This window comes from Mesorhizobium sp. P3_B5, assembly GCF_056402815.1.
In genome coordinates, this window is sequence record NZ_JBFUGR010000001.1 from 516,125 (window position 1) to 540,837 (window position 24,713).

A 24,713-nucleotide genomic window follows, 5' to 3' on the forward strand; every position below is an offset into this window, starting at 1 on the left:
TGCCTGCGAAAATCGCTATACCTGCCAGATCGGCTCCCAATGGGCTAAAAGGGGGGACAATGTCGATCGCGCGTCGATGGGGGGCTTACAAAGCCTATCTTCAGAAGGAATTTTCCGAAGCTGCGCCGACGCCTGGCTGGCGGCTTCGCGGCCTGTTGAGAGGTCATCCATCCAGGTCATTGGCGATGCTGGACGACCGAGCCTATCGCGAGCACGACTACATCAACTTCACTTTGCAGAGGCGACGGCGGGAAACCTACAATTCCCGTCTCGCACAGGTGCTTTTCAGCAAGCTGGATCAGAAGGTGTGGCTCGACTGCGTCATGCCGTCGGTCGCGCCGCCGGTCACCCATTATCTTGCCGGCCGAAAGCTCGTCAGCCTCGACGGCAATGGCGAGATCCTGGAGCTGGATGCGCTCCTCGTGCTGCTGGCGCGCAAGGGCGAATTGTTCCTGAAACCGTCCGGCCAGGGCCAGGGATTTGGCGCCATGAGGCTGGTCCAGACGCCGGACGGCATTCTTGCCAACGGCAAAAGCTTCGAGCCGCGGCAATGGCTGGCCGGATTTTTCGGGCAGAACCGCACTGGCTATCTGGTCTCGGACATCATCGCGCAGGGACCGTGGAGCGAAGCTTTCTTTCCCAACACATTGAACACCCTTCGCGTGCTGACCGGCACGCATTTTTCGGACCATCGCCCGGTCGTTCTCGCGGCGACGATGAAAATGGGCCGGCCGGCAACCTATCCCACCGACAACTGGAAATCGGGCTGGGGCGGGATCGCTGCTTTGGTCGACGTCGACAATGGCGCTCTGGCCGCCGGCCTGTCCTACAATGCGCAGGCTGGGCGGCGCGATTGCGTGGAAACACACCCCGAAAGCGGCATCCAGATTCGCGGCGCCACCATACCCAATTGGGGTTTCGTGAAATCGGCGATGCTGCAGCTTGCCGGCCTGTTGCCGTTTCCCGGCCTCGTCGGTTGGGACGTCGCCCTGACGGCTGCCGGCATCGTCATCGTCGAGGCCAACACCAGCCCCGGCCTGGACATCCATCAATGCCACGGCAGCCTGAAACAGACGGCCGAGCAGCGGGCCTTCTGGGCAGAGATGCGCATGTGAGGCCCTCGCGATCCGGTGAATGCTCCGTCGCACCCTACTATTTCGCCTTTGACGGCGACGGCGTCGCAAAGGTAGTCTCCACCTGCACCCACGCCGAGAGCGAAGGTGGTACAATAGCGATGGTGGCCGCTCCGGCGAGGGTCATGATGGCATCGACGACGATGAGGACCACGATGTCGCTGACGACAATGGTGACGATTCCCCACCGGCGGTTACGCCCTGGTCTGGCAGGAAGATAAGGAATGATGGCGCCGTCATTGCCTCGACTTTGCCGGTTCGTCCTGCGGGCCTCGACGGCGTTGGCGCTCACGTTCGCGCCCTACCATGTCACGTTCGACGATGCTGGCGTTGCCAAGATTGTGCTCGCTGTCGCCCACGCCAACAATGGTGGCGGTAACGGCGGCGGCAATGGCGGCGGCAATGGTGGCGGTAACGGCGGTGGCAATGGTGGCGGCAACGGCAACGGCAACAGCGGCGGTAATGGCAAAGGCAACAGCGGCAGCACCGGAACCAGCAGCCACGTGAATGCGGTGACAGGCGACACCGTCAGCGTCATCGGCAATGCCATCAAGGTCGTCCATCCCAACGGCTTCAGGGAAGAGGTCGCCAACGGGCGTTTTGAAATGAAGGATGCGCTTGGCCGCAGGATCGTCGAGCGCGCGGCGACCGCCGCCGATTTGGCCCGCCTGAAAGGATTGTGAGGCCACGCAGAGTGCGGCAATTCAACAGTCGCTCGCGTCTCGTCTCAGCCGCGCGGGTGCCTTGTCGTGGTCCCCGGCTCGAAACCCGGCCCTCAGCCGGTGCGGTCCCGCGCCTCATGCATCAGAAGTGCCGCTTCGGTCCGGTTGCGGACATTGAGCTTGGCCAACACCCGCGTCATGTGGTGCTTGATCGTCTTTTCCTGCAGCGCCAAGCGCGTCGCGACTTCCTTGTTGCTCAAGCCTTCCGCTACCAGGCGCAGGATCTCCGCCTCGCGGCTGGTGAGCTGGCGGATCGGATCGGGTTTGCTGCTGGCCGGCTGCAGCAGGCCGGACAACAGCCGGGCCGACAGCGTCGGCGAAACGTAGCTTTCGCCTGCGGCGACGTTATGCAGGATTTCGGCCAGCATTTTCGAGCCGACGCCTTTCAGAACATAGCCGCGCACGCCGGCATTGAGCGCCTGGGCAATGTCGGCATTGGCCTCCGACACGGTCAGCATCACGATCTTCTGGCCGGAGGACCGCGCCAGGATGTTCGCTGCGGCGACAAGGCCGCCGCCCGGCATGCTGATGTCGAGCAGCAGGATATCGGGTGCCACGGCCTGGACCAGCCTTTCGGCATCCTCGGCGCTGGCGCCTTCGCCAACCAGTTCAAAGCCGCCGATTTCGCCAAGGCTGCGCGCGACGCCCTCGCGAAACATCGGATGATCGTCGACGATGGCTATGCGGATGACACCGGTCACGGTTGCTCCTCGACGGACAGTGTGATTACCAATCGTGTGCCTTGCGGCCCTGACAGTGTTTCGAAATGCCCGCCAATGCTTTCGATCCGCTCCCTCAGGCCGGCGAGCCCAAGACCTTCGGTCCTTGCCGGATCGAAGCCCGGCCCGCCATCCAGCACTTCAACGAAAAGCTTGCCGGCTTTGATCCCGGCTTTCACCGCCTGGTTCCTGCCTTTTCCATGGCGGAAGGCGTTGTTCAACCCCTCCTGGACGAAACGATAGATGCTGATCTTCTCCGACGGGCCGAGTTCAGGCAAGCGGGAAGGAAGCGTCAGCGAAACCGAGGTCCCGGTCCGCCGTTCGTGCTCGGCGACGGCCAGCCGCAATATGTCCGGTACGGCCGCGGACTCAATCTGCGGCAGCACCAGCCCGTTGCAGATGCCGCGTATCTCGCTCATCGCCTCGCCAAGCGTGTTGTGGATGCCGGCAACCTCGGCCTGGCGCTGTTCGGCCGAGGCGGCGGGGTCGAGCAGCAAGGGGCTGCCCACGCGCAGCGCCGCCAGCGCCACGAGCTGGGCCGGCCCGTCATGGAGATCGGCGCCGATGCGCCTCAGATAGCGCTCGTTGATGGCCGTGGCACGGCGCGAGGCGTGCTGCACGCGTTGGCGCAGCGTCGAGTTCTGCGACAGCAGTGCCTGCAGTTCTGCGACCTTTGCTTCGAGCGCCGTGCGCTGCGTCTCGATGGTGCGGCTGCCGCGAAAGACGATGCCGGACAAGAGCGCAAGCGCCGCCGCCGTGGCGCCGGCCACCACCAGCCAGCTTTGCCACAGGGCAACATTCAGCGTCGTTTCGAAGTCCTCAGCGACCTCGTAGATCTCCGAGACGGCGACGACTTCGCCCGACCACGGTTCGCGCACCGGATTGTAGATTTCGAGCAGCGGTCCAGTCGCCGTTCTTTGCTCGTCCCGGCTTTCGGCATCGTCGTCGAGATTGTTGTACTGAGCCACGACATTGCCGCCAAAGGCGGCGACCAGGTTGGCATTCGGCTCGTACACCTTGCCGATCAGCGTCGTATCCTTGGCGTAGAGTATGGTGCCATCGCGCCGCCACAGCTTGAACGAGGCCAGCCGCTTGCCGAGCGCGCCCTGGTCGAGCGTCTCGTCGAGCGCCCGCTTGACGCTGTCGCTGAGCTCGCGGCTCTTGCGCATGTCCGGCAGCAGTGGCGCAATCACGCTGTCGACATAGAGCGCCGTGGTGGCGGCGGAGTTGCGGGTGACGCCTTGCCGGATCTGCGATGTCACCCACAGGCCGACCACCAGCATCACCGCCAGCAGGCCAACGCCGCCGGCAACGAGGAACTGCAACGCAAGCGACAGCTTGCTCCAACGCCGTAAGAAATCCTCAAGCAATCGTGCGATCCATCCTCATCTGTGCTTGTTATAGAGGCAGAACGGCGTTTGTGACATCTGCCTTTGTCTTGGCCGGGCTGGACTTTAGTCCGGCGCCATCGCGCCCCTCGGCCGCCGAAGCGCGACGACGGCTCTACAAACAGTCTGAATCGATATATGCCAAGGCTCGTTGCGCGAGATTTGCAAAGAGGCCGACAACGGTGCGTGACCCCTATCTGGTCGAAACAACGGTCGTCGTCGGGCTCGCCGCCATTTTGGCGCTTCTCGCCTGGTTCTGGCGGCAGATGCGTCGCCGTCGCAAGGCCCGGTATCGTGAGAATCCGGCGAACGACTACGCCGTGCGCCAGGATTGGTCGAGCAGTCGCGGCAACCTTAACCACTCGTCCTTCGTCTATTTCGATGTCGATCGCGATGGCAGCTACGGGCTCGGCGACCGGCCCATGGCCGGCGTCATGGTCAGGCTGCACGACGGCAGTGGCCGCTTTGCGTCTCAGGCTCGGACCAACCGCAGCGGCTTCGCCAATTTTCCTGTGTCGAGGAAACATCGCAAGGCGCCCATCCATTTGCCCGGCATTTACCGGTTCACGGTTTCGGTGCCGCCCGGCTGGCGCGCCAGCAGCGCCAACGAGGTCCAGTCGCAGCACTTTCAGCCGCTGCCGGGCTCGCCCACGGGAATGGTCAGCGAAGCGATGCTGCGGCCGGTCGGTCTTTTCCCGATACGGCGCCTCAGCGGGCGCGTGGCGGCAGCGGCGACCGTGTCGGTGGAGAAGAACGGGCAGGTGCTGGCCGTGCATCCGCTTGCCGATGCAGCCGACTTCCGCTTCGATCTCCCCGATGACGCCGACACCATCGACGTCGCCGGTCGCGGTTTTGCGCGCAGGCTGGCCCTGTCACCCTATCCGACCGATCTCGGCCTGCTCTCACCCGAAACCCCCGCCTTCGACAACACAGCGCCCTTGCAGACGATCGGCTTCGACGATGTCACCCCGCGCGAGTTCCGCAAGGTGCCGTCCGGCTATGCCGGGTTCGACTGGTTCAACCTGAATGCGATTTCGCGTGATTACCTCAAGGAGGCCGAGGGCTATGTCAACGGCAATGTCTCCGGAGACTACTCTTGCTACACCAGCAGCGGCCACCCGGCCGAGTTCGGCAGCGAAAAGCCTTTCGGCTTTCACTCCGTGCTTCTGACCGCGGCGTGGTTAAAGTCCGAAGGGGAGGTTGCCTTGGTGGAGAGCTGGCTTGGCGACCGGCTGATTGCCAGCGATGCCGTCATTTTGTCGGCGCTGACGCCCGTTCACTATGCCCCGATGCTCGCGCAAGTGACACGCGTGCGTCTTTCCACCAAGCACTATTGGCAACTCGTGCTCGACGACCTGGTGGTTGCCCGCTGAGCTTACACGTTGATCGAGTTGTTGCCGTTCGCCGTGACCTGCGAGAGCTTGCCCTTTTTGACCAGCACCGGCTTTGAATAGGCCTTCTTCATTTTCCTATTCTCCAATGGCGTGCGGCGCTATCACACCGCTCGTGCCTAGAAGCGTTTCGCGAGACACCACTCGCAAGCCGACTCAAAACAGCTGTTCGCCGCCGTTTAGCGCTGCGAATTCGTCCCGTTTTCCGCCGTAACCTGCGAAAGCTTGCCTTTTTTGACAAGCACGGGTTTTGAATAGGTCTTCTTCATGGGTTCCCACCCTCCAACGCAACACGATAATGCCAGATGGCTCGGTGCAGTCAACCTCACCGCGCCGGCGACCAAGTCCGGCATGCCCCTATCACAGTTCCTTCTCGGCTAGTTCCCTGAAAGCATCGGGCACGGAACGCGCCGCTTCCAGCGCCACCGTGCCGTAACCGACCGCCTGTTTGCCAAAGCGCAGGCGGATCTTGTCGACGGCGCGGTCGGCGCCAAAGCGCGCCAGGCCCTTTTTGGTGCCGGGTCTCTGCTTGTCGTCGGCAAGGCCGAGCGGCAGTTCGAGCTGCAGCTCGGCACTCTCCTCCAGATGCGATACCGAGATCGCCAGCAGTGAAATGGTCTTTTCCCCGGGGTAGGCGGCAAGCACGCCGCGCACCAGCTCCTCGGCGATCTCGGCCAGCATCAGCGTTGCCGAAATCGGCTGATCGAGGGTCACCGAGCGGGTCACGGCGCTGAGGTCGGCAAAGCGGACTCGCACCGTCACCGTGCGACCGGGCCGCGCTTTGGCTCTGAGCCGGCTGGCGACTCGGTCGGCCAGATGCAGCAGAACAGGGACGAACACATCGGCCTCGGCCGGTTTCCTGCCGAGCGCCGATTGCGCCCCGGCCGAATGCGCCCGCCGATGCGTCACCAGTTTTCGCGGGTCGCGGTTCCACGCCAGCGCGGCAAGCTTTTCGCCGGCGGCAGGCCCGAGCAGTCGCTCCAGCGCGCCGCTGTGCGTCTTCGCCAATTGGCCAATGGTCTCGACGCCGATCTCGGCCAGCCGCGCTTTGGTGGCCGGGCCGACGCCCCACATCAGACCGACCGGCAAATCATGCAGGAAGGCAAGTTCGCCGGCGGGATCGACCACCACCAGCCCGTCAGGTTTTGCCACTTGCGAAGCGATCTTGGCCAGGTGCTTGGTGCGGGCCACGCCGATCGAGATCGGCAGGCCGAGTTCTTGCCGCACCCGGTGGCGTATCGTGGCGGCGATCTCGGCCGGCGAGCCGAACAGATGCGTGCAGCCGGCGACATCGGCAAAGGCCTCGTCGATGGAAATGCGCTCGACCAGCGGCGTAAAATCGTCGAGCACTTTTATTGCCGCGTCGCCGAGCCGCTGGTAGTCGCTGAAATGGCCGCCAACGAAGATCAACTGCGGGCAGAGCTGCCGGGCGCGCCGTCCAGGCATGCCGCCGCGCACGCCAAAAACCCTGGCCTCGTAGGAGGCGGCGAGCACAACGCCGCCGCCGACGGCGATCGGCTTGCCCCTGAGCGAGGGGTCGAGCAGTTGCTCGACCGAGGCATAGAAGGCGTCGAGATCCGCATGGAGAATGGTGGGTTCCATCCCGACCGTTTCCTTGCGGCGCTGCAGCATTAGCCGCGTCTATTTTGAGGGGTGTTTTGCAGAACAAATACAGAACAAATCGTGCCCTATGTCAAGCGGAGATGCGGCGCCGCACCTTGACTGGCGCGGCGCCGGGCAATCAGCCCTTGATGAAAGGCGACGAGGTCGGCGTTCACCTCATCCTTCCGGGTGTGCAGATGCCGTGCGAACCGCCGCGCAACGAGATCGTCGCTCTGCGCAATGCCCTGGAAGACCACCACAAAGCCTGAACGCGGGTGCCGCATGTCCACTCCGACAGGCTCGCACGGATCCCTCCTGCGGGAACATTGTCGATCGCAGCCGCGTTGATAGTGCCGACGGGACGCTGTTTTGCGGGAGGCCTGACATGGGCCACTTTGAAATGATCGATCTTGTTTGCGTCGTCGCAGCCTGCACAAGCGACCGCTCTGCCGGGCGGGTTGTGTCGATGGCCAGGGCGGTGGAAGAATTGCGGGTGCTGACCGGGGATTTCGTCTCCTCGGATGAAGCGGCAGCGAATGCGCTGTCGGCAGTGGCGCTGGAGTGCGGCTGCGCGGTGTTGTTCGACGAACAGGCCGGGGCCGACATTTCGTGGGCGCCCTGGTCGCGGCCAAACTGAGGCCGCTAGGACCATAGTCTGATCGGTGTAGGACCTTTGCGTTCCAAATGGCCCAAACCCCTCCCGGCTATTCATATCACCCAGGAATTTCAAAGGGTTACGACGGTTTTTCGATTCGGATCGTCCGCCGCCGGCCACTTCGCTCGCGCATTGAAACCACATTTATCTAAAGTTTACCTATGGCATTAGCGATTTCTCATATTCCTCTGCATATCGGTTGGCGGCGGTGGCGATTCCCGGAGGAGATATCATGACATCCCGAAAGACCCTTTTTGCAGCGCTCGCAGCGTTCGCGCTGCTGGCATCTCCGGCCCTGGCTGGTGCTGGCGGCAACGGTGGTGGCCACGGCGGCGGCAACGGTCACGGCGGCGGCAACGGCAATGGTAATGGCGGTGGAAACGGCAACGCCGGCGGCAAATCCGGCAACAGCGGTTCGCACGGCAAGTCGGCGTCAGCCAAGGGGCAGGTGGCCAAAGCCGAGGCTGTTGCAAGCGTCGACGACACTGAGCAGACCGCCTCTGTGCCCAAGGAAAAGAATATCAACGCCAAGCTCGGCCGGTTGCACTCGCTGCAACGCAACATCAACGCCTATATGAATTCCAAGAGCAAGAAGTTCGCTGGCGTGCAGGCTTTCGTGACACAGTCGGCAGTAGCCAAGAACGCTCAGACCGCGGCAGATGCGGCGGCTGCGGCGGCGGCTGCGGCGGCGACTGAGGCCAATGCCAAGATAGCCGATCTGAACGCGAAGCTCGCTTTAGCGAATGCGCTTGACCCAGCTATTACGCCCGACAAGGACGCACAGATCGCGGATCTGGAAGCGCAGATCGCAGATCAGGAGCAAGCAATCGCCGATGCCGAAGCGGCGGCACAAACGGCGCAGGATGAAGCCGACGCAGCTGCTGCCGACATCCCGTCGCTCGACACAGCCCTTGCCGACATGGCCAACAAGCCCGTCGACACCGAGGTGACGGACTGGGCTAACGGCGTGCTGGCCGACAAGATCGACCAGATGGCCGCCAAGCTGGCTCCGGCGCCGTAAAGCCGATCGCGGTTGAAACGACTCAGTCGACGATCAAGCCGCCGGGTTCGCCCGGCGGCTTTTTTTGACGGCATGTTGGTACTGCCAATCTCCCCCGGCTGGCAGTGGGGCGCGTTGTTCCTCCGGCGTCAATGTTCCTGCATGCGATCATTAAGGGGAAAGGCGCTGCTAACCCTCGGTACGGCATGGAGTATCTGCATTTGCTGATATAGGCTTCCCGATGTCGGGGTTTTAACGGCATTGGGAGGACAAGAAATGCCTAAGGTTTCCGAACTCTTCTTCAAAACGGCCATCGTGTTTCTCATTCTGGGCATCGCCGCCGGTCTGCAGATGGCGATCTCGGGCGATCACGGCGCCTTCCCGGCGCACGCGCACATCAACCTGCTGGGATGGGTAACCAGTGCCATCTTCGGCGGCTACTACGCGCTCAATCCGGCAAAGGCCGAGCGCAAGCTCGCCATGATCCACTACGGCCTCTACACGCTTGGCATCGTGGTGATGTTGCCGGCTCTGTACCTGATGCTGCAGGGCAATCCGGCGCTTGAGCCGATCGTCGCAGGCGGCTCGCTCATCGTCGCCGCTGCCGTGCTGATCTTCGCCGTCGTGGTCTTCTCGTCCGAGGCGGAGCGCTCGGCCTCGGGAGTGCGGGCGGCCTCGCACTGAGGCCACTGCCCGCCACGCCACGACGCGTGGCCGGAACTGTCAACCCCGCGCTTCCCTCGGAGGCGCGGGCCAATCCTTGCTCGTGGCGGCCGCACCGATCGCGTGAACAGCGTTAACCACGTCGCCATGCCGGACCGAACCAACGGGCGTGCCGGCCGTTTCTCCTTATGGAAGATCGCCAACCGAGATTTCGCTGTCGCCCGGAGCCGTCCGGTACCTGGACGGTGTGGGATGACGTTGCCGACGCGCCAGCCAGCCTGGGAGGCTGCGCCCTTCTCGGCCGCACATGGGAGCGCGCCAAGGTCGCCCGCGATGTGTTGCGGCGGATTTACGACAATCACCTGGAGGCGCGATCGGTTCGCCGGCCACCGGCCCCGTCAGTGCAGCGTGTCGACGATCTGATCGCCTCGATTCGCACCCGCGCCCGCTCCGACACAAATGCGCATAGGACTTGACCGCCTTGGTTCAGCAACCGCAGGTACCTTGCTGGAGCCTGGGGCAGTGTACTTCTCGAACAACTGAGCTGATCTGAAAGTGCCTTGCAGCCGATGGTTGTCGCGCAGTTTATTACTGCGTCGCTGCTGGGCGTCATCTGTATTATTTCGTGATCGTCTGGCGCTGGAACCATCCATCGCAACCCACGTTCGGGCCTATTCGCGATGCCTCATTTATAGGCAGGCACGGGCATGCGAAGCGGGTGGGGCGGCAAAACAAGAGCGGGTTGGGGCAGGAGCAACATACCATGTCGAAACGAGAAATCGGAACATCCCCTGCCTTGGGGATGCGTGTCGCCGATCTGAAAGTCAGGATGCGAAACGCCCAGATTACCGAGCATGAAATGAAAACCTTCCACAAGGTCGCTGCCATCATGGGGAGCAACGACGGCTCCCTAGGCCTGGACACCGACGATCTGATCGCCGCGTCCTTCGTGACCGAAGCGCTGGGCGAGCCCACGTCGAATTGATAGCCGGTCACCACAACTGAAAAATACGAGCGCATGACCCGCGAGCGTCGGTTAGCCAGGCACCGTTGGAGCGCCCCTGCGTCCATTTGGACACAGGGGCGCTCCAACGTGTCGCTGATCTCTGCCCCGTGGGTTGACAATGCGCTTATCGCAGCGAGATGTTGCATTGTTGAAAACGAGGGCAGGATGGTTGCAATGAAGAAAACCTACGAAAAGCCTGTACTGACCAAGCGCGAGAAGCTGTCGACCGTAATCGCGCAGCAGGTTTCACCTCCCCCTCAATAAGCGCACGGCGTCTGGCGGTCGCGAATATCTGCGGTCGCCGCAGCGAGATGTTGCATTGTTGAAAACGAGGGCAGCAATGATTGCAATGAAGAAAACCTACGAAAAGCCTGTGCTGATCAAGCGCGAGAAGCTTTCAACCGTAATCGCGCTATCTTCACCTATCCCCCAATAGGCGCATCGCGCTTTTTTGGTTCTATGCACCAGGATTGATGCGCAAGACGAATTGGTTGAGCCACATCTGGCGGTCGCGAATATTCGCGGTCGCGCCGACGAGGCGCAACACACGCAGGCAAGACGCGCCGAATGTTCACCTCCGCTGACCCAGTCAGTGGGGATTGTTTGTCGGTTTCAGCTTGTAGTCAGCTGTGTCCGACAAAGGCCGGAACCCGCTCGACATCGTCCCTCATCAGGCCGGTCGCCAGGCCGAACTGGCCGACGAACACCAGGCTGTTGAAAGCCAGGCCGGCGGCAACGGCCAAAGGCACCTGCCAGACCGGCATGCCCGTCTGGCGTGCTTGAGTGGCGATGCGCAAGCTCACGCGCCAGGATGTGGAGGCCCAGCGCCGCAGCGCCTTGAGCACGCGCCGGGGACGTGAGGCGGTGGTCAGGATCGCATATTTGCGGTCGGCGTCGCGGCCGGTGACCAGTGCGCGCCACAGAAAGAACCCCAGTCCGCGCGGTGGATAATGGCTGGACACCGCTTCGACCCTTACCAGCTCATGGCCCTCCGCCTGCAATTGCCTGGTCAGCAGCGTGCAGGAGACCTTGAAGCCGTTGCTTTGCGGAAACGGATGACCGGCTAGCCAGCTTCGCCTGAACGCGCAGTTGTTGGCGTTCAGCGCGCGCTTGGCGGCAAAGCGCTGGTCATGGTCGCGAAGCGGAAAGAACCACAGCAGCGCGAAGGTCCGCGAGGCAAAGTCATCATAGCCAAGATAGGTGTAGCCGTTCACCACCACCGTGCGCGCATTTTCGAACGGCTTCAGCAAAGCCGGCAGCCAGCCCGGCTCGACGACACAGTCGGAATCGCAAAGAATGACGATCTCGCCCGTCGCCTCGGCAATGCCGCGGTTCTTCAGCTCGTAATAGCGCCCGTCGGGCAAGGCGGCGAAGGCCAGCGTCGCGGCCATGCCTAGCTCCGGCACTCTGGCGGCAATCTCATCCTGCAAAAGCGGTGTGTCCAAGGCTTCTCCGGAATGGACGAAGATGACTTGCGGCTTTGCCGCATATCCGAGATCGGCTGCAGCCCTGATCTCGCGGGCAAGTGCCGCGAAACCGACGCCGATCTCGTGCCAGTCGATCGCCTTGGCATTCTCCATCTCGACGATGATCGAGTAGCTTTCGCGCACCATGTCCTATTGGCCCCGGCCCTGAAGCCGCAGCCATAGCCGACTGCGAAGACTTTTGCAGCCTCTACGCGTAAAATTGTCAGAACCACTACTTCCGCTTAGACTTCGTCGAAAGGACCGCCACGCCTGGCAGGATCGCGCTTGATAGCGGCTTCCTCGGCGTCGTCGGGCAGGGCGTCATCGCTGTCCTGATAGGCATTGTCGTCGTCCTCGTCAGGCAATTCGCGGCCCTTCTCGATGCCGTCTTCCTCCGCACTGTCAGGCAGGATTTTCGCGCCTTTGATGGCGTCCCACTCCTTGCTGCTCCCGTGTCGGAGCTTCAACCTCGTCGTTGCTTCGTGGCTTTCCGCGCGGTTCCATCGTTGGCTTCCCTGTCTTTGAAACAAGTCTCCGATGTTGAACTCATGACTATGCCGCCGGTTCCGTTCGACGCGAGTCGCGTCCCGCACGCGGGGAACCAATAGGCGCCAATCTGCTTTGCAAGGACATGACTTGAGCTTGAAAGGAGCCGGACATGAAGACACTCGCTCTCTTGCCCTGTTTGCTGATGGCGACGCTGGCAAGCCCGGCGGCCGCGGAGACAAACGGTCAGACTGGTCAAGCGCCTGCCCCATCCACCCCTTGCCAGGCTCAGCCGCAAGACGGGAACGGGCAGACGAAGTCCAACAACGAAAGCCTATCCGAGACACTCGATCCTTGCGATGGCGTGTTGCAGCCGCCGCCCACCGGCGACCAGGGCGTCATCACGCCGCCCGACGAAGGCAAGACGCCGGTGATCAAACCCGGCGAGGTGCCGGCGCAGCCTCCGAAGCAGTAAGCGCTGCCCCGAGGTCGGGCGGGCGTCAATTCTCCTGGCTGTTGCTGGTTCCACCGCGCGCGTTCCTGGCTAACTTTGCCTCGCGAAGCGCCGTCACCGGGTCGACGCCGGTCCACAGAATGCCGGCGGCTTCGGCAAAGCCGATGAACGCCCGGCGCGCCTGGTCGGCGCTGAGATGACCGGCGCGCGCCGCGTCGCATGCCTTCAGCGCAGTGGCATGGATCGCACCGCGCCGCGCCGGCGGCCATTCCTTCAGGAAATTCTGCATCTGCGCCAGTGAGGCGATGTCGCGTTTGAAGCCAGCCCCCACAGCGATGGCCACAGGCGCGTGAAACAGCATTTCATCCATGTCGAAGACCTCCCGGAAAGCGTTGCAGCGCCTTCAATGCGCAACGGCGCCATGCGGTTCCCCGGATCAATGGGTCCCCGATCAATTAGCCATTTCTCAGGGAACAACAGGCTTCCCCCGACGTTTGCTCCCTATAGAGCTCGCCACCTCGAACCATGAAAGTCCTCGCATCAGGCGGGGCAGGGCGAAGCTTGCAAACAACAGGAGAGAACGATGAAAAACCTTCTGATTCCTGCCGCTGCCGGCCTGGCTCTACTGGCTGGCATTGGCGTTGCCGCGGCCGAAGACGTGGTGGTCGTTTCGCCCCAACAGCAGACGGTCATTCGCGAATATGTGCACAAGCACCCATTGGCTTCGATCAATCTCCTCGGCGTCGAACTGAATGTCGGCTCCACTCTGCCTGACACCGTCGAACTTCAGCCGATCGAGGTTCCCGACGTTCAGTACAGATACGCTGTCGTCGGCGACCATACCGTTCTGGTCGACCCTGCCACCCACAAGATCGTAGAGGTCATCGACTGACGCTTGCCTTCCCTGTCGTCCCCGAACGGGGGCGGCAGGCAGGGCAGTGCCAGCTGGGGATATGGAAGGAGCCCCTCATGTTGCGGCATGCCGAGTCGCCCGATGTGGCCAAATCCGTCGACAAACTGCTCGCCGAGCGGAGCAGTGCGCTGTTGTCGATGAGGACAGTGATTGCAATGGTGCGGGAGCGCACCGGAACCGAGCGCTCGGATGCGGATCTGGAAGCCCTGATCACCAAGAAGGCGGCGCTCCTTGGCGTTGCGGTGTTGTCCGACAGGACCTGACTGCCGATGGATATGATGCCTTCGCGTTGACACCAAAGACGGCGCTCGAAATTTCAGCTAAAACAGTGCCTGCTCACGGGATTCGAATCGAACCGATGGAGGCAGGAGTGACGGACGACAGGCATGAACGCATTCGCCAACGGGCGCACGCGATCTGGGAAAAGGCGGGCCGGCCCGAAGGCGCGCATCAGCAGCATTGGGACCAGGCCACGGCCGAAATAGACGGCGCGGCTGCCAAGCCGAAAGCCAAGCCGGCCGCAAAGAAGCCTGCTGCCGCCAAAGTCAGCAAGCCCAAAGCGGCGCCGAAGCCGGCAGCCGCCGCCAAGGCGGCCAAACCCAAATCAGGCAAGGGCTAACCGCCTCTCACCCATGATGCGGTGAGGCGCGTTCTGCCTCGGCTTGGAGCCGCGCCCGCGCGCCGAGCAGCCGCGAAGGCGTCGTAGGGAGACAGTCGACGACCGCGGGACGGGCTCGGCGAGATTAGCGGGCCGGAAGGGCGCCCCTCACGCGTCCCAGGCATAGCTGGAGAGCGCAAAGCGGATGCCGGCCGCCGTCATCGCCAACTCGCATTCGGTGATCTGGCGCAGATTGCGCAAATAACGCGCCATGGTCTGCGGCAACCAGCCGGCGCAGGCCTCGACATAGGCGCGGCTGTGCACGAGGGTGCCTGACGACAGCCGCTGCTCTTTCTCGGCAATGACTTTCAGGTACTGGCGGATGAAGCGGATGTCGTCCGCGATGTCCTGGCTGGCCATACGCCAGGCTCCGGCGAGACGCTCGCGATGTTCGATCGATGCTGTCGAGATGAGCGGGCGGGAGAGATCGGCGAAGCCGGCGTGGTTTGCGGTGCTCATCCGGATCTCCCATGGGTTGGCAATAGTACTTTATGTACGAATGACGGTCAATACATTTTGTACGAAATCGGCTCCTTTGACACGTTGTGGCGGCGAGCTGGCGCAACGCTTTCCCGCCACGCGTCGAAAAAACCCCTTCCGCAATCCTTCGAACAGTGCTTTAACGCGCCAATCCACAGGGGTGCTCCGTACGGTCGGGGCTGAGACGGGGGCGGCAAGCCCACAGACCCTAGAAGCTGATCTGGGTAATACCAGCGGAGCGAGGCGGGCTATGTTTTCTGGCGCACAGATTTCCCTGTATCCCATGACCGACGATTTCGTCGGCGTCATCCTTGGCGCGCTCGGTGCGCTCGATCCCTGGCGCGACAGGCTCAGGATCGAGACCGACGACATCTCGACCTTGCTGGTCGGGCCGCCCGAAGTATTGTTTCCGGCGATGCGCGACCTGTTCGTGGCGGCAGCGGCAAGCGGCAAGCACTGCGTGCTGTCGGCGGCGATCTCGCGCGGCTGCCCTGGCGAGCCGGATGATCCGATCTGCCGCACCGATGCACTCAGTGGGCCTGTCGGACCACTCGGCCCCCGCAAGGACGCCGCTATTGCCGCGGTGCGCCAGGCCGGCGCCACCGGCCAGCCGACAGCGGCGCAATTCTCGCTCTATGTCATGGGCACCGACGATCACATGGACGAGATCTACGGCTGCATCGACTTCCTCAAACAGTCCGGCGTCTACGACCGCTCCAAGAACTTCTGCACCAAATTGCGCGGCGATGCCGGCCCGGTGTTTGCGGCGCTGAACGAGGCCTTCTGCCGCTTCGGGCCGGGCGCCGGCCACGTAACCCTCGACGTCACGATATCGGCCAACAGCCCGTCCGCTGTCTGAGCTTTTTGCGCGCTCCTGTCGCGCCCGTCCGTCAAAGGTTATTTCAGTGGTCCCATCCGCCCCTTCGCGCCCGCTCGCGGGCTTCATCGCCGCCATCGCAAAGGCAGCGCCAGCAATCGCCTCGGTCGGCCTTTTGCTGCTGGCGTGGGAATTGTATGCCCGGTTCTCCGGCATCAAACCGACGATATTGCCGGCGCCGTCGCGTGTGCTGGAACAGGCGCTGCTGAACCGCGACGCGCTGGTGGAAAATGCCGTCCCCACCATCCGCGCCACGTCAGCCGGCTTTGCCTGTTCGCTCAGCGCCGCCTTCGTGCTGTCGGTGCTGGTCGATTTCTCGCCACCGCTGCGCCGCGCGCTGTTTCCGCTGCTCATCGTCAGTCAGACCTTGCCGCTCATCGCCATCGCGCCGCTGGTGGTGCTGTGGTTCGGCTTCGGCCTGATGCCCAAGATCGTGCTGGTCGCGCTGGTCACCTTCTTTCCGATGCTGGTGGCGTTGGTTGAGGGCTATGACGCCACCGAGAAAGAGATCGGCCAGATGCTGCGCGCCATGGGGGCAGGGCGCTGGCGCGTCTTCCTCTCGGCACGGCTGCCCTCGGCGCTGCCCTATTTCTTCGCCGGTCTGCGCATCTCCATCACCTATGCTGTGGTCGGCGCCATCTTCGCCGAATATGCCGGCGCGGCAAAAGGGTTGGGCATCTACATGCTCAACGCCAAGAACAATTTCCGCCCCGATCTGGTGCTGGCCGCCGTCGCCGTCAGCGCGGCGCTGACGCTGCTCCTGTTCGGCGCAACGGTGTTGATCCAGCGGCTGGTCATGCCGTGGGAGCGGGCTGGACAGGAACGCGCCGGGGCAGGACTATGACCCGGCTCGAATTGCGCCACGTCAAGAAGCGCTTCGGCGACCTCGATGTGCTCGCCGACATTTCGCTCAGCGTCGGCGCCGGCGAATTCGTCTCCATTCTCGGGCCGTCCGGCGCCGGAAAATCGACGATCTTTCAGCTGCTGACCGGTGCGCTGAAAGGCGAGGGCGAGATGATCTTCGACGGCGCGCCGCTCGACGACCATGGCCGCCATTTTGCCTTCATGCCGCAGCGCGACGCGCTGATGCCATGGCGGCGCATCCTCGACAACACCACGCTCGGCCTTGAGGTGCAGGGCGTCGGGCGCAAGGCCGCCCGCGCCCGCGTCGCACCGCTGTTTGCCGAATTCGGCCTCGCCGGCTTCGAGCGGCATTATCCCTCCGAACTGTCCGGCGGCATGCGCCAGCGCGCCGCCCTTTTGCGCACCGTGGTGCAGGAGCGCGACATGCTTTTGCTCGACGAGCCGTTCGGCGCGCTTGACGCGCTGACCCGCGCGGCCATGCAGCGCTGGCTGGAGGCCATGTGGCGGCGCCACCGCTGGACGGCGCTGCTGATCACTCATGACGTGCGCGAGGCGGTGTTCCTGTCCGACCGCATCTATGTGCTGTCGGCCCGCCCGGCCCGCATCGTGCGCGAAATCAAGGTGCCGCCGCGCGGCTCTGGCGCGGACACTGCTGCCCTCGAAGCCGAAATCCTCGACACGCTTCTCAACCCTGCACAAGGAGAATGACCATGATTTCACTGACACGCCGCCAGGCCCTGCTGCTGACGCTCGTCGCCGGACTGCCCTTACGCGCTTTCGCGGCGCCGCAAAAAGTCACCGTCGCGCTCGACTGGACCGTCAACACCAACCACATCGGCCTGTTCGTCGCCCGCGACAAAGGTTTTTATGCCGAGGCCGGGCTGCAGGCTGAAATCCTGCCCTATGGCGATACCGGCGCTGGCACGCTGGTCGCCAACCACATCGCCGATTTCGGCATCGCCGGTGCCGGCTTCTTCACCCAGCGCGCCGCCGGCGCCGATCTCAAGGCGGTCTATGCCGTGGTCCAGGCCGAGACCGGCCGGCTTGTGTTCAACGCCGCGCGCAGCGACATCAAGAGCCCGAAAAACCTCGACGGCCTGACCTATGGCGGCTTCGGCAGCGCCTGGGAAAACACGCTGATCTCGACCATGATCCGCCATGACGGCGGCAAGGGCAATTTCGAGACGGTGACGCTCGGCACCTCCGCCTATGAGGCGCTGGCCAACGGCTCGGTCGATTTCACGCTGGAGGTCTCGACCTGGGAAGGCGTCCAGGCCGCGTTGCAAGGCGTCAAGCAGCGCACCTTCCGCTATGCCGATTACGGCGTGCCCGACGAGCACACCACCTTCATCGCCTCCAGCGATGCATTTCTTTCTGCGAACCCGAAGGCGGCTTCTGCCTTCATCGAGGCAACGCTGCGCGGGTATCAGTTCGCCGTCGACCACCCGCAGGAAGCCGGCGACCTACTGATAGCGTCCAACAAGGACGCCCTGACCGATCCGGCGCTGATCCACGCTTCGCTGAAGATGCTGGTCGACGGCCATTTCCTCCGCAGCCAGAGCGGTGTCATCGGCACCATCGACAAGGCCAAGATCGAGGCGATGGGAGCCTATCTCTTCACCGCCGGCATCCTGCGCGACGCCGACGGCAAGGCGCTGAAAGAACGCCCGGATTTCGAGGGGTATTTCAGCAACGCGTGTCTGGGGTAGCGGCATGGAAGCCGCCGGTCTCCCCTTCGAGGGAGATGTCGCCGAAACGCGACAGAGAAGCTTCCGCCTCACTCTGCCCCGAGGATGCGCGCTTTCTTGCGGTCGGCCTCGGCGCGTTTGCGATTGCCCTTGGCGTCCCAAGCCTTGCTTCGGGCTGTGTATGCCATGGCGAAATCCGGCTGGAGCTTTATGGCCTGGCTGAGATCGGCGATGGCTCCGTCATAATCGGCTTTGCTGGTCCGGATAATGCCCCGGCCCAAATAGCCAAACGGGTTCCTGCGATCGAGGCTGAGTGCCTTTTCAAAATCGCGCAACGCCGCATCATCCTCATGTTTGCCCATCAATATAAGGCCGCGTTCGGAATAGACCCTTGCGTCCGTGGTGTTGAGACTGATGGCCTTGCCGTAGTCCGCAAGCGCCCCTTCATCGTCACCTTGCAAACTGCGGTTCTGGCCGCGGTCGTAGTAAGTCTCAGCAAAATTCGGATTGAGCGCGATTGCCTGAGTGTAGTCGGCGACCGCATGGACGTAGTCGCTTTTGGCCTCCCAGGCGAGGGCACGGGCGAGATACGCATCGTGGAATGCGGGATATAGAACAATCGCTTTGCTGTACTGGGCTATGGCGCCGTCATAGTCTTCCTTTTCGTGCAGCGTCCAACCCTTGTTGAACGCCACGGCGGCTGGCGAAGCGCTGCTTGGCTTGATCGCCGCATCGCCGATCTGGCTCGACTTCTTCGAGGCATCCGCATTCTCTTTTGCCGCCACGGCCAGCTTGCGGCCTTTGCGGGCGAGAGTCAGCTTCGAATCGAGCTTTAGTGCCTGGTCGTAGTCTGCAATGGCCTTGTCATAGTCGCCCTTCTCGAACCAGGCGTTGCCCCGCCCGAAATAGACAGGCGCGTAGCTGCCGTCGAGTTCGATCGCGCGACTGTAATCTTCGATGGCGCGATCCGGTTCGTTCTTTTTGGTCCACGCGACGCCGCGGCCGAGGTAGGCATCGAGATAGGCGGGATAGAGTTCGATGACCTTGTCGTAGTCGTCGATGGCCGCGTCATATTTGCCTTTCTCGACAAGCGACATGCCCCGCCCGACATAGGCTGAGGCCTTTCGCGGATCGAGCGCGATCGCGCGGCTGTATTCGGCGATGGCGCGATCGTATTTGCCTTTCTTGTAGAAGGCATCGCCGCGATCGATGAAAGCCTTGAGGTTTTTCGGGTCCGAGCCGACCGCGTCAGATCCGGCACCGCCTTTTGCTTGCGCGGCAACCGTCGCCTTGCGCGCAACCGCATAGTCAGGATTGCCAGGGTTGAGCTTTATGGCCTGGTTGAAGTCGGCGATGGCATTCGAATAGTCCTTGCCGTCGGCCCGCGCCATGCCGCGCCCATAGTAGCTGGCGGCATCGTTCGGATCGATCCCGATTGCCACCGAATAGGCTTCGACCGCGCGCCTGATGTCGCCCTTGGCGTGCCAGGCCGCGCCAGTGCAGAAGAATGCGTCGCGCGCCTTGGGGTCAAGCTCAGTGGCCCGGCTGCAGTCGGCCAAGCCACCTTCCGCATCGCCTGCCGCGGCCTTGGCCAGGCCCCGGCGAATATATGGCGAAGCCATATCCGGGATGATTGCGATGACCTTGTCGTAATCGGCAATGGCGCGGGCGTAGGCGTGTTTGGCGTCCCAGGCCTTGCCGCGACCAAAATAGGCAAGGGGGCTGTCGGGGTCGAGCGCGATGGCCTCTGCATAGGCACTGATGGCCTCGTCGTACTTGCCCTCGTGCAGCAGGCTATCGCCGTTATGGACCGCGACCAGAACGCCCGGATCGGTGGCCTGGATCAACGCTGCCAACTTGGAGGCGGAAAGCTGGCTGTCGGGCTGCGCGTTGCTGGCGTCGTCCTGCGTGGCCGCGGGTTCGGTGGGGGCCGCAGTGTCGCCTTCGCCCCTCATCGCCTCCGCCGCCTTGCGGCCGACGGCATAATCGGCATTGCCCCGGTCGAGCTTGATCGCCTGGTCGAAGTCGGCGATGGCGCCCTCATAGTCCTGCCGGTCGGCCCGCGCCATACCGCGCCCATAGTAGCTTGCGTCATCCTTCGCATCGATCGCGATCGCCGCTGAATAGGCGGCGATCGCGCGCCCGGCGTTGCCCTTGGCATGCCAGGCCATGCCCTTGCAGTAAAATGCGTCGCGCGCCTTCGGGTCGAGCGTCGCGGCGCGGTCGCAGTCGGCAAGAGCGCCATCGGCGTCGCTCGAGGTGATCTTGGCGAGCCCGCGGCGAGAATAGGCCGCCGCAAAATCGGGGGCGAACTGGATCGCCTTGTCGTAGTCGGCGATGGCCTGGCTGTAGTCGCGTTTGGCAGCCCACGCCTTGCCACGGCCGAAATAGGCGAAGCGGTTGTTGGGATCGAGCGCGATCGCCTGGTCATACGCGCCGATCGCCTTGTCGTACTTGCCCATGTCCAGGAAGGCATCGCCGCCCAGGATCGCTTCCAGCGCGCGCGGGTCTTTCGCCTCCAGGGCTTTTGCCACCAGCGTGTCTTCCGTCGCCGTCAACTTCGGAACGGCAGCCGACGGCTTTGCCTGTTGTTTGTCTGGCGGCGAGGCCGGCCGTCTGTCGTTGCCGGCAACCCGCTCCCCGCAGCCGCCCGCTCGCTTCGGATCGAGCTCGATGGCGCGCCGGCAATCCGCCGCTGCCCCGGCCTCGTCGCCTTTCAGCGATCGCGTGCGGCTGCGCACAAGATAGGCGTCGGCATTGTCGGGGTCGAGGCTGATGGCCTTGGCGAGATCGAGCAGCGCACCCTCGACACCATGTTTTTCCAGCCGCACATTGGCGCGATCGATCAGGATTTTTGCGGCTGCCGGATCCCTTTTCTCTCCGGCAGCAGATTGGGCCGGTTCGCCCGGCGTGTGTTCGTTGCAGGAGCCCGCCCGCTTCGGGTCGAGCACAATAGCGCGCCGGCAGTCGGTGGCGGCAACGGCGTAATTCCCCTGAGACGCCTCGGCAAGCGACCGGTTGTAAAAGGCCTCGGCGTTGTAGGGATCGAGTTCGATCGCAGCGCTGAACGAGTCTATCGCGCCGGCGACGTAGCCTTGCACCTGCTGCTCCAACCCTTGTTTCAGGTTCCAGGCAACGAGCTCGGAATGATCCTCCTTGGGGTATAGTTGCAGCGGCTCGTCTACGGGAGGCGTGGCAGGCTTGGCCGTCTCAGGCGCAGCCGGAGCCGCGGCTCTCGCGGCCTGGCTGGGCGCCGGGTCCGGCGCCTTGTCGGCGGATTGCGGGCTCGCCCTGCGCTTGCCGAGTTGAACGCTTAGCCTTTCCTTCCGGTAATCGGCGTTGGCCGGATCGAGCGCGATGGCCTTGTCCAGATCGGTGATTGCTTTGTCGGCATCGCTCGTCTCCCAGACAAGTGCCCGGATGAAGTACGATTTCGGATCATCGGGGCTGATCGCAATCGCCTTGTCGAGGTCGGCGAACGCCTCCTTTGAATTGCCAATCCGGGCCATGGTTATGCCGCGTACTCGGTAAGCCTGGGCGTTGGCTGGGTCGCGGCGGACTGCTTCATCCAGATCGGCAAGAGCGCGGGCATAGTCTTTCTTCAAGCCCCAGCTCTTGGCGCGGTTGAAGTAGAAGGTGGAATTTGCCGGATCCAGTCTGATCGCCTCGTCGAACTCGGCAATGGCGCGATCATGATCATCTTTGCCCTGCCACGCCACCCCGCGGAAATTGTGGGTTTGGGCAGCATCCGAGCCAGGCTCGCCGAGTGCCTCGGTGATCTGGCGCGTACACGCATTCCCCTTTTCCGCATCGATACTCGCAATATGATTGCAATCGGCCTCCGCGTGCTTGCGCTTGCCCTTGCTCGCCCAAGACAGAGCGCGGTCGTAGTAGGGAGTGGCGGGATCTTTGCGCACACTGGCGGCCTTGTCGAAGTCGGCCTCAGCCTTGGCGTTGTCGCCCTTGTCGCTCCAGGCAATGCCCCGCACGCCGTAAGCCATCTCGTTGGCGGGGTCGATGTCGATCGCCTTATCGCAGTCGACAATGGCACGATCGTGCTCGCCTTTCTTGCCGAGCGCCCTTGCGCGATTGACATAGAGGCTGGCGTCGTCCGGCGTGAGCGCGATTGCGCTGGTGTAGTCGGCGACGGCTCGATCGAAATCCCCTTTGCTCTCCCAGTCTATGGCACGATTGGTAAAGGCGGGCATATAGGTCGGATCGAGCGCGATCACCTCGCTCATATCGGCGATGACATGGTCGAGATCATTCTTTTGGGCGTAGGCGAGACCACGCACAAAATAGGCCGGCACGCGCAGATCGGGAATCTCGGTTGCGTCCTCGGCGATCGGGGTGCAGGCGGCAATCTGCTGGTTGGCATCGACCTTGCCCTCGTTAAAGCAGGTGGCATAGTCCTTATCTGCCGCGAGCGCCGAACCGCCAAGCACCGCCAGCCCGACCAACGCCAGCCGCAACGGCCCGCGCAGCAGCCATACAACAAATGGGCGCGCACCTGCGCCTGTCCGGCGTGACATTGCTGTTCTCCCCCCGAAGTAACTGCGGCTGCGACCGCAGCTACTCTATAGTTCTGTTTTTGTTCCGGAATGCAAGCAGAAATTGCACTGGTTGGACCAGGACCAGGTCAGGGCTCGAGCCAGGCGGATCATTTCCGCCCGCGGCGAGCCACCCCTACATATCGATCATCGAGCGCTTCACCCGGCCGATGATGGTGATGGCGCCTTCCAGTTCCGGCGGCGGGATCTTCATATAGGAAGCCGGCTGGAACGGCGGGTTCTCGTTGGGACGGTAGCGCTTGTAGGTGGCCTGGCCGCTTTCGTCGGCGATCACATAACAGCCATTGGTCACCAGCCGCTTGTCCCGCAAATTGACGAAGATGATCGAATCCGGCGGCGAGATCTTGTTCATCGACGGGCCGTCGACGCGCAGCGCGATCCATTCGCCTTGCTCGAGGTCGGCAGTGGGGATGGTCGGATAGTCGCTGAGGTTGACCACCGTGTCCTGGCTGCCGAGCTCGCCGGCGCTGATCCACGAGACGATCGGCACGTCGACGGTGGCGGGCATCGGCATGACGATCGGCGTGCCTGCCTCGTCGAAGCCGAAAGGGTGGCCGCGGTCCGCATGATCGCCATTGAACAGCAGCCAGCCGGGATCGACGCCGAACAGGCGGCCGTATTTCTCCGCCGCCTTGCGCGACAGCGGTCGGTTGCCGTTCTCGTGGCTGATCAGCGTGTTCTTGTTGATGTCGCGCAGCACCCGCGCGGCATCGCTCGGCGAGGCATAGCCCGCCTCGGCCCGCGCCTGCTGCAATCTGTGCTTCGGTTCCTGCATTCGTACATTTTGCCTGAAATTTATCGTCCAAGGTGTACGATTTTTCTTGCGTAATTTTCGTACGTATTGTACGAACAAACCATGAACGAACCAAAAATCACTTCCGGCATGAACGCGCGCTTCGTTTCAACCCATTCGTCCGGGCTGTCCTCCTCCCCGGCCTGGACGAGACCCGGGGCACTTGTCCCGGATCCGGTCGATCCTGCCCAGGCGACCGGAACGGCCGGAGCCGTTTCCCCCGCGGCTCCGGCCACGCTTCCTGACGAGACCGGCCTGCCAGAGGGCGCGGCAGCAAGCAGGCAGGGCACCTCCTGCATCCGCACCGAGGACGGCACCGTCATCCTGTTCGACCGGCTGACGGGCAGGGCGGTTTCCGGCGTCACCCGGCAAGCCGCCGAAGCAGCCATGCTGCGCCTTGGCGGATAGAAGCCGCGCCTCCGACCGGTACCCATCGGAGGCTGACCATGGCTTCCACTGAACCCGACACTGTTTCCAGCGCCGCCGGCGGCCGCGCAGCCAATGGGTATCGACCATGAGCAGCTACACCGACACCGAACTGCACGAGATCGCCATCTGGCTGAAGGACGGCCTGTCGGCCTCGAAGATCGCCACTCGGCTTTCCGCGTTGCGCGGCAACCCGGTTTCGCGCAACGCCATCATCGGTATCGTCCACCGCAACCCGGCACTGAAGACGATCGGCTTTGCCAACCCCAAGGGCGGTAGGTCCGGCGGTCGTCCCAGGAAAAACGCAAGGCCTGCCCAGGCGGGAAAATCCAGAAAGCAGATCGGGCCGTCGAAACAGACTCCGAGGCATGAATCACCAGAGGCGTCGGCAAGGCTGGCCCGTCTGCAGACAAAGCCGACGGGGCAAGCCAAGTTGCTACCGCCGGCCTGGCTGCCGCCGCGCCTGTTTCTGGGCGAGCCAGGCGCGGTGCCCGAGGCTCTCAAGCGACCGGCGCCGCGTCTGCTCGTCGTCAGGCGCCAGCCGCATGTTGCTGCGATGCGCTTCATCGACTGCCTGTTCGGCCGCTGCCGCGCGCCGCTCGATTTGACGCTGGAGGAAGACCCGGAAAACGACGCGCCCGGCAGCCGGCCGGGATCGGACATGCTGTGCTGCGGCCTGCGCACCCGAGCACTGAAGAGTTACTGCGCCTATCACCAGGCACGCTTTTGCCGACCCGTCGCGGAGGCGGTATGAGGGG

The 24,713-nt window shown here is 63.2% G+C and carries 28 protein-coding genes and 1 riboswitch; of the genes, 19 read left to right on the forward strand and 9 right to left on the reverse strand.

Features of this window, described 5'->3' with window-relative positions; genetic code table 11:
• Positions 1 to 185 precede the first annotated feature (185 nt).
• Together AC1DVW_RS02505 and AC1DVW_RS02510 are read left to right on the forward strand one after the other, a co-directional pair.
• Positions 186 to 1,115 carry a sugar-transfer associated ATP-grasp domain-containing protein gene (locus AC1DVW_RS02505; protein WP_477320943.1) on the forward strand — a complete coding sequence of 310 codons (930 nt, stop codon included), beginning with the start codon at positions 186 to 188 and terminating at the stop codon, positions 1,113 to 1,115.
• A 242-nt stretch (positions 1,116 to 1,357) separates the two neighbouring features.
• A complete protein-coding gene (locus AC1DVW_RS02510) occupies positions 1,358 to 1,816 on the forward strand; it encodes a hypothetical protein (protein ID WP_477320944.1) in 459 nt (152 codons plus the stop codon).
• A gap of 92 nt (positions 1,817 to 1,908) precedes the next feature.
• On the opposite strand, the gene AC1DVW_RS02515 is transcribed toward AC1DVW_RS02510, so the two are convergent.
• The gene (locus tag AC1DVW_RS02515; RefSeq protein WP_477242043.1) at positions 1,909 to 2,556 is read right to left on the reverse strand and encodes a LuxR C-terminal-related transcriptional regulator; all 648 of its coding nucleotides are present in this window, start codon (positions 2,554 to 2,556) and stop codon (positions 1,909 to 1,911) included.
• Positions 2,553 to 3,911: a sensor histidine kinase gene (locus tag AC1DVW_RS02520; protein ID WP_477321573.1), complete on the reverse strand. Its 1,359-nt coding sequence runs from the start codon at positions 3,909 to 3,911 to the stop codon at positions 2,553 to 2,555. The genes AC1DVW_RS02515 and AC1DVW_RS02520 overlap by 4 nt, the downstream gene beginning before the upstream one ends.
• Before the next feature lie 233 nt (positions 3,912 to 4,144).
• Here AC1DVW_RS02520 and AC1DVW_RS02525 point away from each other — a divergent pair, with 233 nt between their 5' ends.
• Positions 4,145 to 5,335, forward strand: a complete 1,191-nt coding sequence (locus tag AC1DVW_RS02525) for a hypothetical protein (RefSeq protein WP_477320945.1) — start codon at positions 4,145 to 4,147, stop codon at positions 5,333 to 5,335.
• Between the two features lie 378 nt (positions 5,336 to 5,713).
• On the opposite strand, the gene dinB is transcribed toward AC1DVW_RS02525, so the two are convergent.
• Positions 5,714 to 6,955, reverse strand: coding sequence for a DNA polymerase IV (gene dinB / locus AC1DVW_RS02530; RefSeq protein ID WP_477320946.1), 1,242 nt, complete (start codon positions 6,953 to 6,955; stop codon positions 5,714 to 5,716).
• 101 nt (positions 6,956 to 7,056) lie between these two features.
• On the opposite strand from dinB, the gene AC1DVW_RS02535 reads away from it, so the two are divergent.
• The 6 genes from AC1DVW_RS02535 to AC1DVW_RS02560 all read left to right on the forward strand — a co-directional run bounded on the left by AC1DVW_RS02535 (position 7,057) and on the right by AC1DVW_RS02560 (position 10,543).
• Positions 7,057 to 7,224, forward strand: coding sequence for a hypothetical protein (locus AC1DVW_RS02535; RefSeq protein WP_477320947.1), 168 nt, complete (start codon positions 7,057 to 7,059; stop codon positions 7,222 to 7,224).
• 116 nt (positions 7,225 to 7,340) lie between these two features.
• Positions 7,341 to 7,592: a hypothetical protein gene (locus AC1DVW_RS02540; RefSeq protein ID WP_477320948.1), complete on the forward strand. Its 252-nt coding sequence runs from the start codon at positions 7,341 to 7,343 to the stop codon at positions 7,590 to 7,592.
• Between the two features lie 226 nt (positions 7,593 to 7,818).
• Positions 7,819 to 8,631, forward strand: coding sequence for a hypothetical protein (locus tag AC1DVW_RS02545; protein ID WP_477320949.1), 813 nt, complete (start codon positions 7,819 to 7,821; stop codon positions 8,629 to 8,631).
• A 255-nt stretch (positions 8,632 to 8,886) separates the two neighbouring features.
• Positions 8,887 to 9,294 carry a hypothetical protein gene (locus tag AC1DVW_RS02550; protein ID WP_477320950.1) on the forward strand — a complete coding sequence of 136 codons (408 nt, stop codon included), beginning with the start codon at positions 8,887 to 8,889 and terminating at the stop codon, positions 9,292 to 9,294.
• 742 nt (positions 9,295 to 10,036) lie between these two features.
• Positions 10,037 to 10,258: a hypothetical protein gene (locus AC1DVW_RS02555; RefSeq protein ID WP_477278284.1), complete on the forward strand. Its 222-nt coding sequence runs from the start codon at positions 10,037 to 10,039 to the stop codon at positions 10,256 to 10,258.
• A 195-nt stretch (positions 10,259 to 10,453) separates the two neighbouring features.
• Positions 10,454 to 10,543 carry a putative RiPP precursor gene (locus tag AC1DVW_RS02560; RefSeq protein WP_477242062.1) on the forward strand — a complete coding sequence of 30 codons (90 nt, stop codon included), beginning with the start codon at positions 10,454 to 10,456 and terminating at the stop codon, positions 10,541 to 10,543.
• A 359-nt stretch (positions 10,544 to 10,902) separates the two neighbouring features.
• Here AC1DVW_RS02560 and AC1DVW_RS02565 read toward each other — a convergent pair whose 3' ends face one another.
• The gene (locus AC1DVW_RS02565) at positions 10,903 to 11,892 is read right to left on the reverse strand and encodes a glycosyltransferase (protein WP_477320951.1); all 990 of its coding nucleotides are present in this window, start codon (positions 11,890 to 11,892) and stop codon (positions 10,903 to 10,905) included.
• Between the two features lie 95 nt (positions 11,893 to 11,987).
• The gene (locus AC1DVW_RS02570) at positions 11,988 to 12,212 is read right to left on the reverse strand and encodes a hypothetical protein (protein ID WP_477320952.1); all 225 of its coding nucleotides are present in this window, start codon (positions 12,210 to 12,212) and stop codon (positions 11,988 to 11,990) included.
• A 191-nt stretch (positions 12,213 to 12,403) separates the two neighbouring features.
• Between AC1DVW_RS02570 and AC1DVW_RS02575 the strand changes: the two genes are divergently transcribed.
• Positions 12,404 to 12,706: a hypothetical protein gene (locus AC1DVW_RS02575; protein ID WP_477242068.1), complete on the forward strand. Its 303-nt coding sequence runs from the start codon at positions 12,404 to 12,406 to the stop codon at positions 12,704 to 12,706.
• A 25-nt stretch (positions 12,707 to 12,731) separates the two neighbouring features.
• Here the strand turns inward: AC1DVW_RS02575 and AC1DVW_RS02580 are convergent, their stop codons facing one another.
• The gene (locus AC1DVW_RS02580; RefSeq protein WP_477242070.1) at positions 12,732 to 13,055 is read right to left on the reverse strand and encodes a DUF982 domain-containing protein; all 324 of its coding nucleotides are present in this window, start codon (positions 13,053 to 13,055) and stop codon (positions 12,732 to 12,734) included.
• Positions 13,056 to 13,268: 213 nt separating this feature from the next.
• Here AC1DVW_RS02580 and AC1DVW_RS02585 point away from each other — a divergent pair, with 213 nt between their 5' ends.
• The 3 genes from AC1DVW_RS02585 (at position 13,269) to AC1DVW_RS02595 (ending at position 14,217) form a co-directional block, all read left to right on the forward strand.
• Complete coding sequence (locus AC1DVW_RS02585) at positions 13,269 to 13,577, forward strand: DUF1236 domain-containing protein (protein WP_477242072.1); 309 nt, start codon at positions 13,269 to 13,271, stop codon at positions 13,575 to 13,577.
• A 77-nt stretch (positions 13,578 to 13,654) separates the two neighbouring features.
• Positions 13,655 to 13,861 (forward strand): hypothetical protein, encoded by a 207-nt coding sequence (locus AC1DVW_RS02590; RefSeq protein ID WP_477242074.1) that lies wholly within the window; start codon positions 13,655 to 13,657, stop codon positions 13,859 to 13,861.
• 107 nt (positions 13,862 to 13,968) lie between these two features.
• Positions 13,969 to 14,217 carry a DUF2934 domain-containing protein gene (locus tag AC1DVW_RS02595; RefSeq protein ID WP_477242076.1) on the forward strand — a complete coding sequence of 83 codons (249 nt, stop codon included), beginning with the start codon at positions 13,969 to 13,971 and terminating at the stop codon, positions 14,215 to 14,217.
• A gap of 147 nt (positions 14,218 to 14,364) precedes the next feature.
• Here the strand turns inward: AC1DVW_RS02595 and AC1DVW_RS02600 are convergent, their stop codons facing one another.
• A complete protein-coding gene (locus AC1DVW_RS02600; RefSeq protein WP_477320953.1) occupies positions 14,365 to 14,715 on the reverse strand; it encodes a hypothetical protein in 351 nt (116 codons plus the stop codon).
• Positions 14,716 to 14,882: 167 nt separating this feature from the next.
• Positions 14,883 to 14,996: riboswitch (TPP riboswitch) on the forward strand.
• On the opposite strand from AC1DVW_RS02600, the gene AC1DVW_RS02605 reads away from it, so the two are divergent.
• From AC1DVW_RS02605 to AC1DVW_RS02620, 4 genes are all read left to right on the forward strand, one after another.
• Complete coding sequence (locus tag AC1DVW_RS02605) at positions 14,987 to 15,595, forward strand: YkoF family thiamine/hydroxymethylpyrimidine-binding protein (RefSeq protein ID WP_477320954.1); 609 nt, start codon at positions 14,987 to 14,989, stop codon at positions 15,593 to 15,595. It overlaps the preceding riboswitch by 10 nt.
• 46 nt (positions 15,596 to 15,641) lie before the next feature.
• On the forward strand, positions 15,642 to 16,457 hold the full coding sequence (locus tag AC1DVW_RS02610; RefSeq protein WP_477320955.1) for an ABC transporter permease: 816 nt from the start codon (positions 15,642 to 15,644) through the stop codon (positions 16,455 to 16,457).
• A complete protein-coding gene (locus AC1DVW_RS02615; protein ID WP_477242083.1) occupies positions 16,454 to 17,185 on the forward strand; it encodes an ABC transporter ATP-binding protein in 732 nt (243 codons plus the stop codon). The genes AC1DVW_RS02610 and AC1DVW_RS02615 overlap by 4 nt, the downstream gene beginning before the upstream one ends.
• Positions 17,186 to 17,187: 2 nt before the next feature.
• On the forward strand, positions 17,188 to 18,186 hold the full coding sequence (locus AC1DVW_RS02620; RefSeq protein WP_477320956.1) for an ABC transporter substrate-binding protein: 999 nt from the start codon (positions 17,188 to 17,190) through the stop codon (positions 18,184 to 18,186).
• A gap of 68 nt (positions 18,187 to 18,254) precedes the next feature.
• Here AC1DVW_RS02620 and AC1DVW_RS02625 read toward each other — a convergent pair whose 3' ends face one another.
• Both AC1DVW_RS02625 and AC1DVW_RS02630 read right to left on the reverse strand, forming a co-directional pair.
• On the reverse strand, positions 18,255 to 22,697 hold the full coding sequence (locus AC1DVW_RS02625) for a tetratricopeptide repeat protein (protein ID WP_477320957.1): 4,443 nt from the start codon (positions 22,695 to 22,697) through the stop codon (positions 18,255 to 18,257).
• Between the two features lie 154 nt (positions 22,698 to 22,851).
• Positions 22,852 to 23,511, reverse strand: coding sequence for a LexA family transcriptional regulator (locus AC1DVW_RS02630; protein WP_477320958.1), 660 nt, complete (start codon positions 23,509 to 23,511; stop codon positions 22,852 to 22,854).
• Between the two features lie 81 nt (positions 23,512 to 23,592).
• Between AC1DVW_RS02630 and AC1DVW_RS02635 the strand changes: the two genes are divergently transcribed.
• Together AC1DVW_RS02635 and AC1DVW_RS02640 are read left to right on the forward strand one after the other, a co-directional pair.
• Positions 23,593 to 23,937 (forward strand): hypothetical protein, encoded by a 345-nt coding sequence (locus tag AC1DVW_RS02635; protein WP_477320959.1) that lies wholly within the window; start codon positions 23,593 to 23,595, stop codon positions 23,935 to 23,937.
• A 106-nt stretch (positions 23,938 to 24,043) separates the two neighbouring features.
• Complete coding sequence (locus AC1DVW_RS02640) at positions 24,044 to 24,709, forward strand: GcrA cell cycle regulator (protein ID WP_477320960.1); 666 nt, start codon at positions 24,044 to 24,046, stop codon at positions 24,707 to 24,709.
• Positions 24,710 to 24,713: the final 4 nt, after the last annotated feature.

Coding starts and splice junctions, on each gene's coding strand:
- AC1DVW_RS02505 (WP_477320943.1), top strand. CDS start 186: ATGCTGGACGACCGAGCCTATCGCGAGCACGACTACATCAACTTCACT.
- AC1DVW_RS02510 (WP_477320944.1), top strand. CDS start 1,358: ATGATGGCGCCGTCATTGCCTCGACTTTGCCGGTTCGTCCTGCGGGCC.
- dinB (WP_477320946.1), bottom strand. CDS start 6,955: ATGGAACCCACCATTCTCCATGCGGATCTCGACGCCTTCTATGCCTCG.
- AC1DVW_RS02535 (WP_477320947.1), top strand. CDS start 7,057: ATGCGGCGCCGCACCTTGACTGGCGCGGCGCCGGGCAATCAGCCCTTG.
- AC1DVW_RS02540 (WP_477320948.1), top strand. CDS start 7,341: ATGGGCCACTTTGAAATGATCGATCTTGTTTGCGTCGTCGCAGCCTGC.
- AC1DVW_RS02550 (WP_477320950.1), top strand. CDS start 8,887: ATGCCTAAGGTTTCCGAACTCTTCTTCAAAACGGCCATCGTGTTTCTC.
- AC1DVW_RS02555 (WP_477278284.1), top strand. CDS start 10,037: ATGTCGAAACGAGAAATCGGAACATCCCCTGCCTTGGGGATGCGTGTC.
- AC1DVW_RS02560 (WP_477242062.1), top strand. CDS start 10,454: ATGAAGAAAACCTACGAAAAGCCTGTACTGACCAAGCGCGAGAAGCTG.
- AC1DVW_RS02565 (WP_477320951.1), bottom strand. CDS start 11,892: ATGGTGCGCGAAAGCTACTCGATCATCGTCGAGATGGAGAATGCCAAG.
- AC1DVW_RS02575 (WP_477242068.1), top strand. CDS start 12,404: ATGAAGACACTCGCTCTCTTGCCCTGTTTGCTGATGGCGACGCTGGCA.
- AC1DVW_RS02580 (WP_477242070.1), bottom strand. CDS start 13,055: ATGGATGAAATGCTGTTTCACGCGCCTGTGGCCATCGCTGTGGGGGCT.
- AC1DVW_RS02585 (WP_477242072.1), top strand. CDS start 13,269: ATGAAAAACCTTCTGATTCCTGCCGCTGCCGGCCTGGCTCTACTGGCT.
- AC1DVW_RS02590 (WP_477242074.1), top strand. CDS start 13,655: ATGTTGCGGCATGCCGAGTCGCCCGATGTGGCCAAATCCGTCGACAAA.
- AC1DVW_RS02600 (WP_477320953.1), bottom strand. CDS start 14,715: ATGAGCACCGCAAACCACGCCGGCTTCGCCGATCTCTCCCGCCCGCTC.
- AC1DVW_RS02605 (WP_477320954.1), top strand. CDS start 14,987: ATGTTTTCTGGCGCACAGATTTCCCTGTATCCCATGACCGACGATTTC.
- AC1DVW_RS02615 (WP_477242083.1), top strand. CDS start 16,454: ATGACCCGGCTCGAATTGCGCCACGTCAAGAAGCGCTTCGGCGACCTC.
- AC1DVW_RS02620 (WP_477320956.1), top strand. CDS start 17,188: ATGATTTCACTGACACGCCGCCAGGCCCTGCTGCTGACGCTCGTCGCC.
- AC1DVW_RS02625 (WP_477320957.1), bottom strand. CDS start 22,697: ATGTCACGCCGGACAGGCGCAGGTGCGCGCCCATTTGTTGTATGGCTG.
- AC1DVW_RS02630 (WP_477320958.1), bottom strand. CDS start 23,511: ATGCAGGAACCGAAGCACAGATTGCAGCAGGCGCGGGCCGAGGCGGGC.
- AC1DVW_RS02635 (WP_477320959.1), top strand. CDS start 23,593: ATGAACGAACCAAAAATCACTTCCGGCATGAACGCGCGCTTCGTTTCA.
- AC1DVW_RS02640 (WP_477320960.1), top strand. CDS start 24,044: ATGAGCAGCTACACCGACACCGAACTGCACGAGATCGCCATCTGGCTG.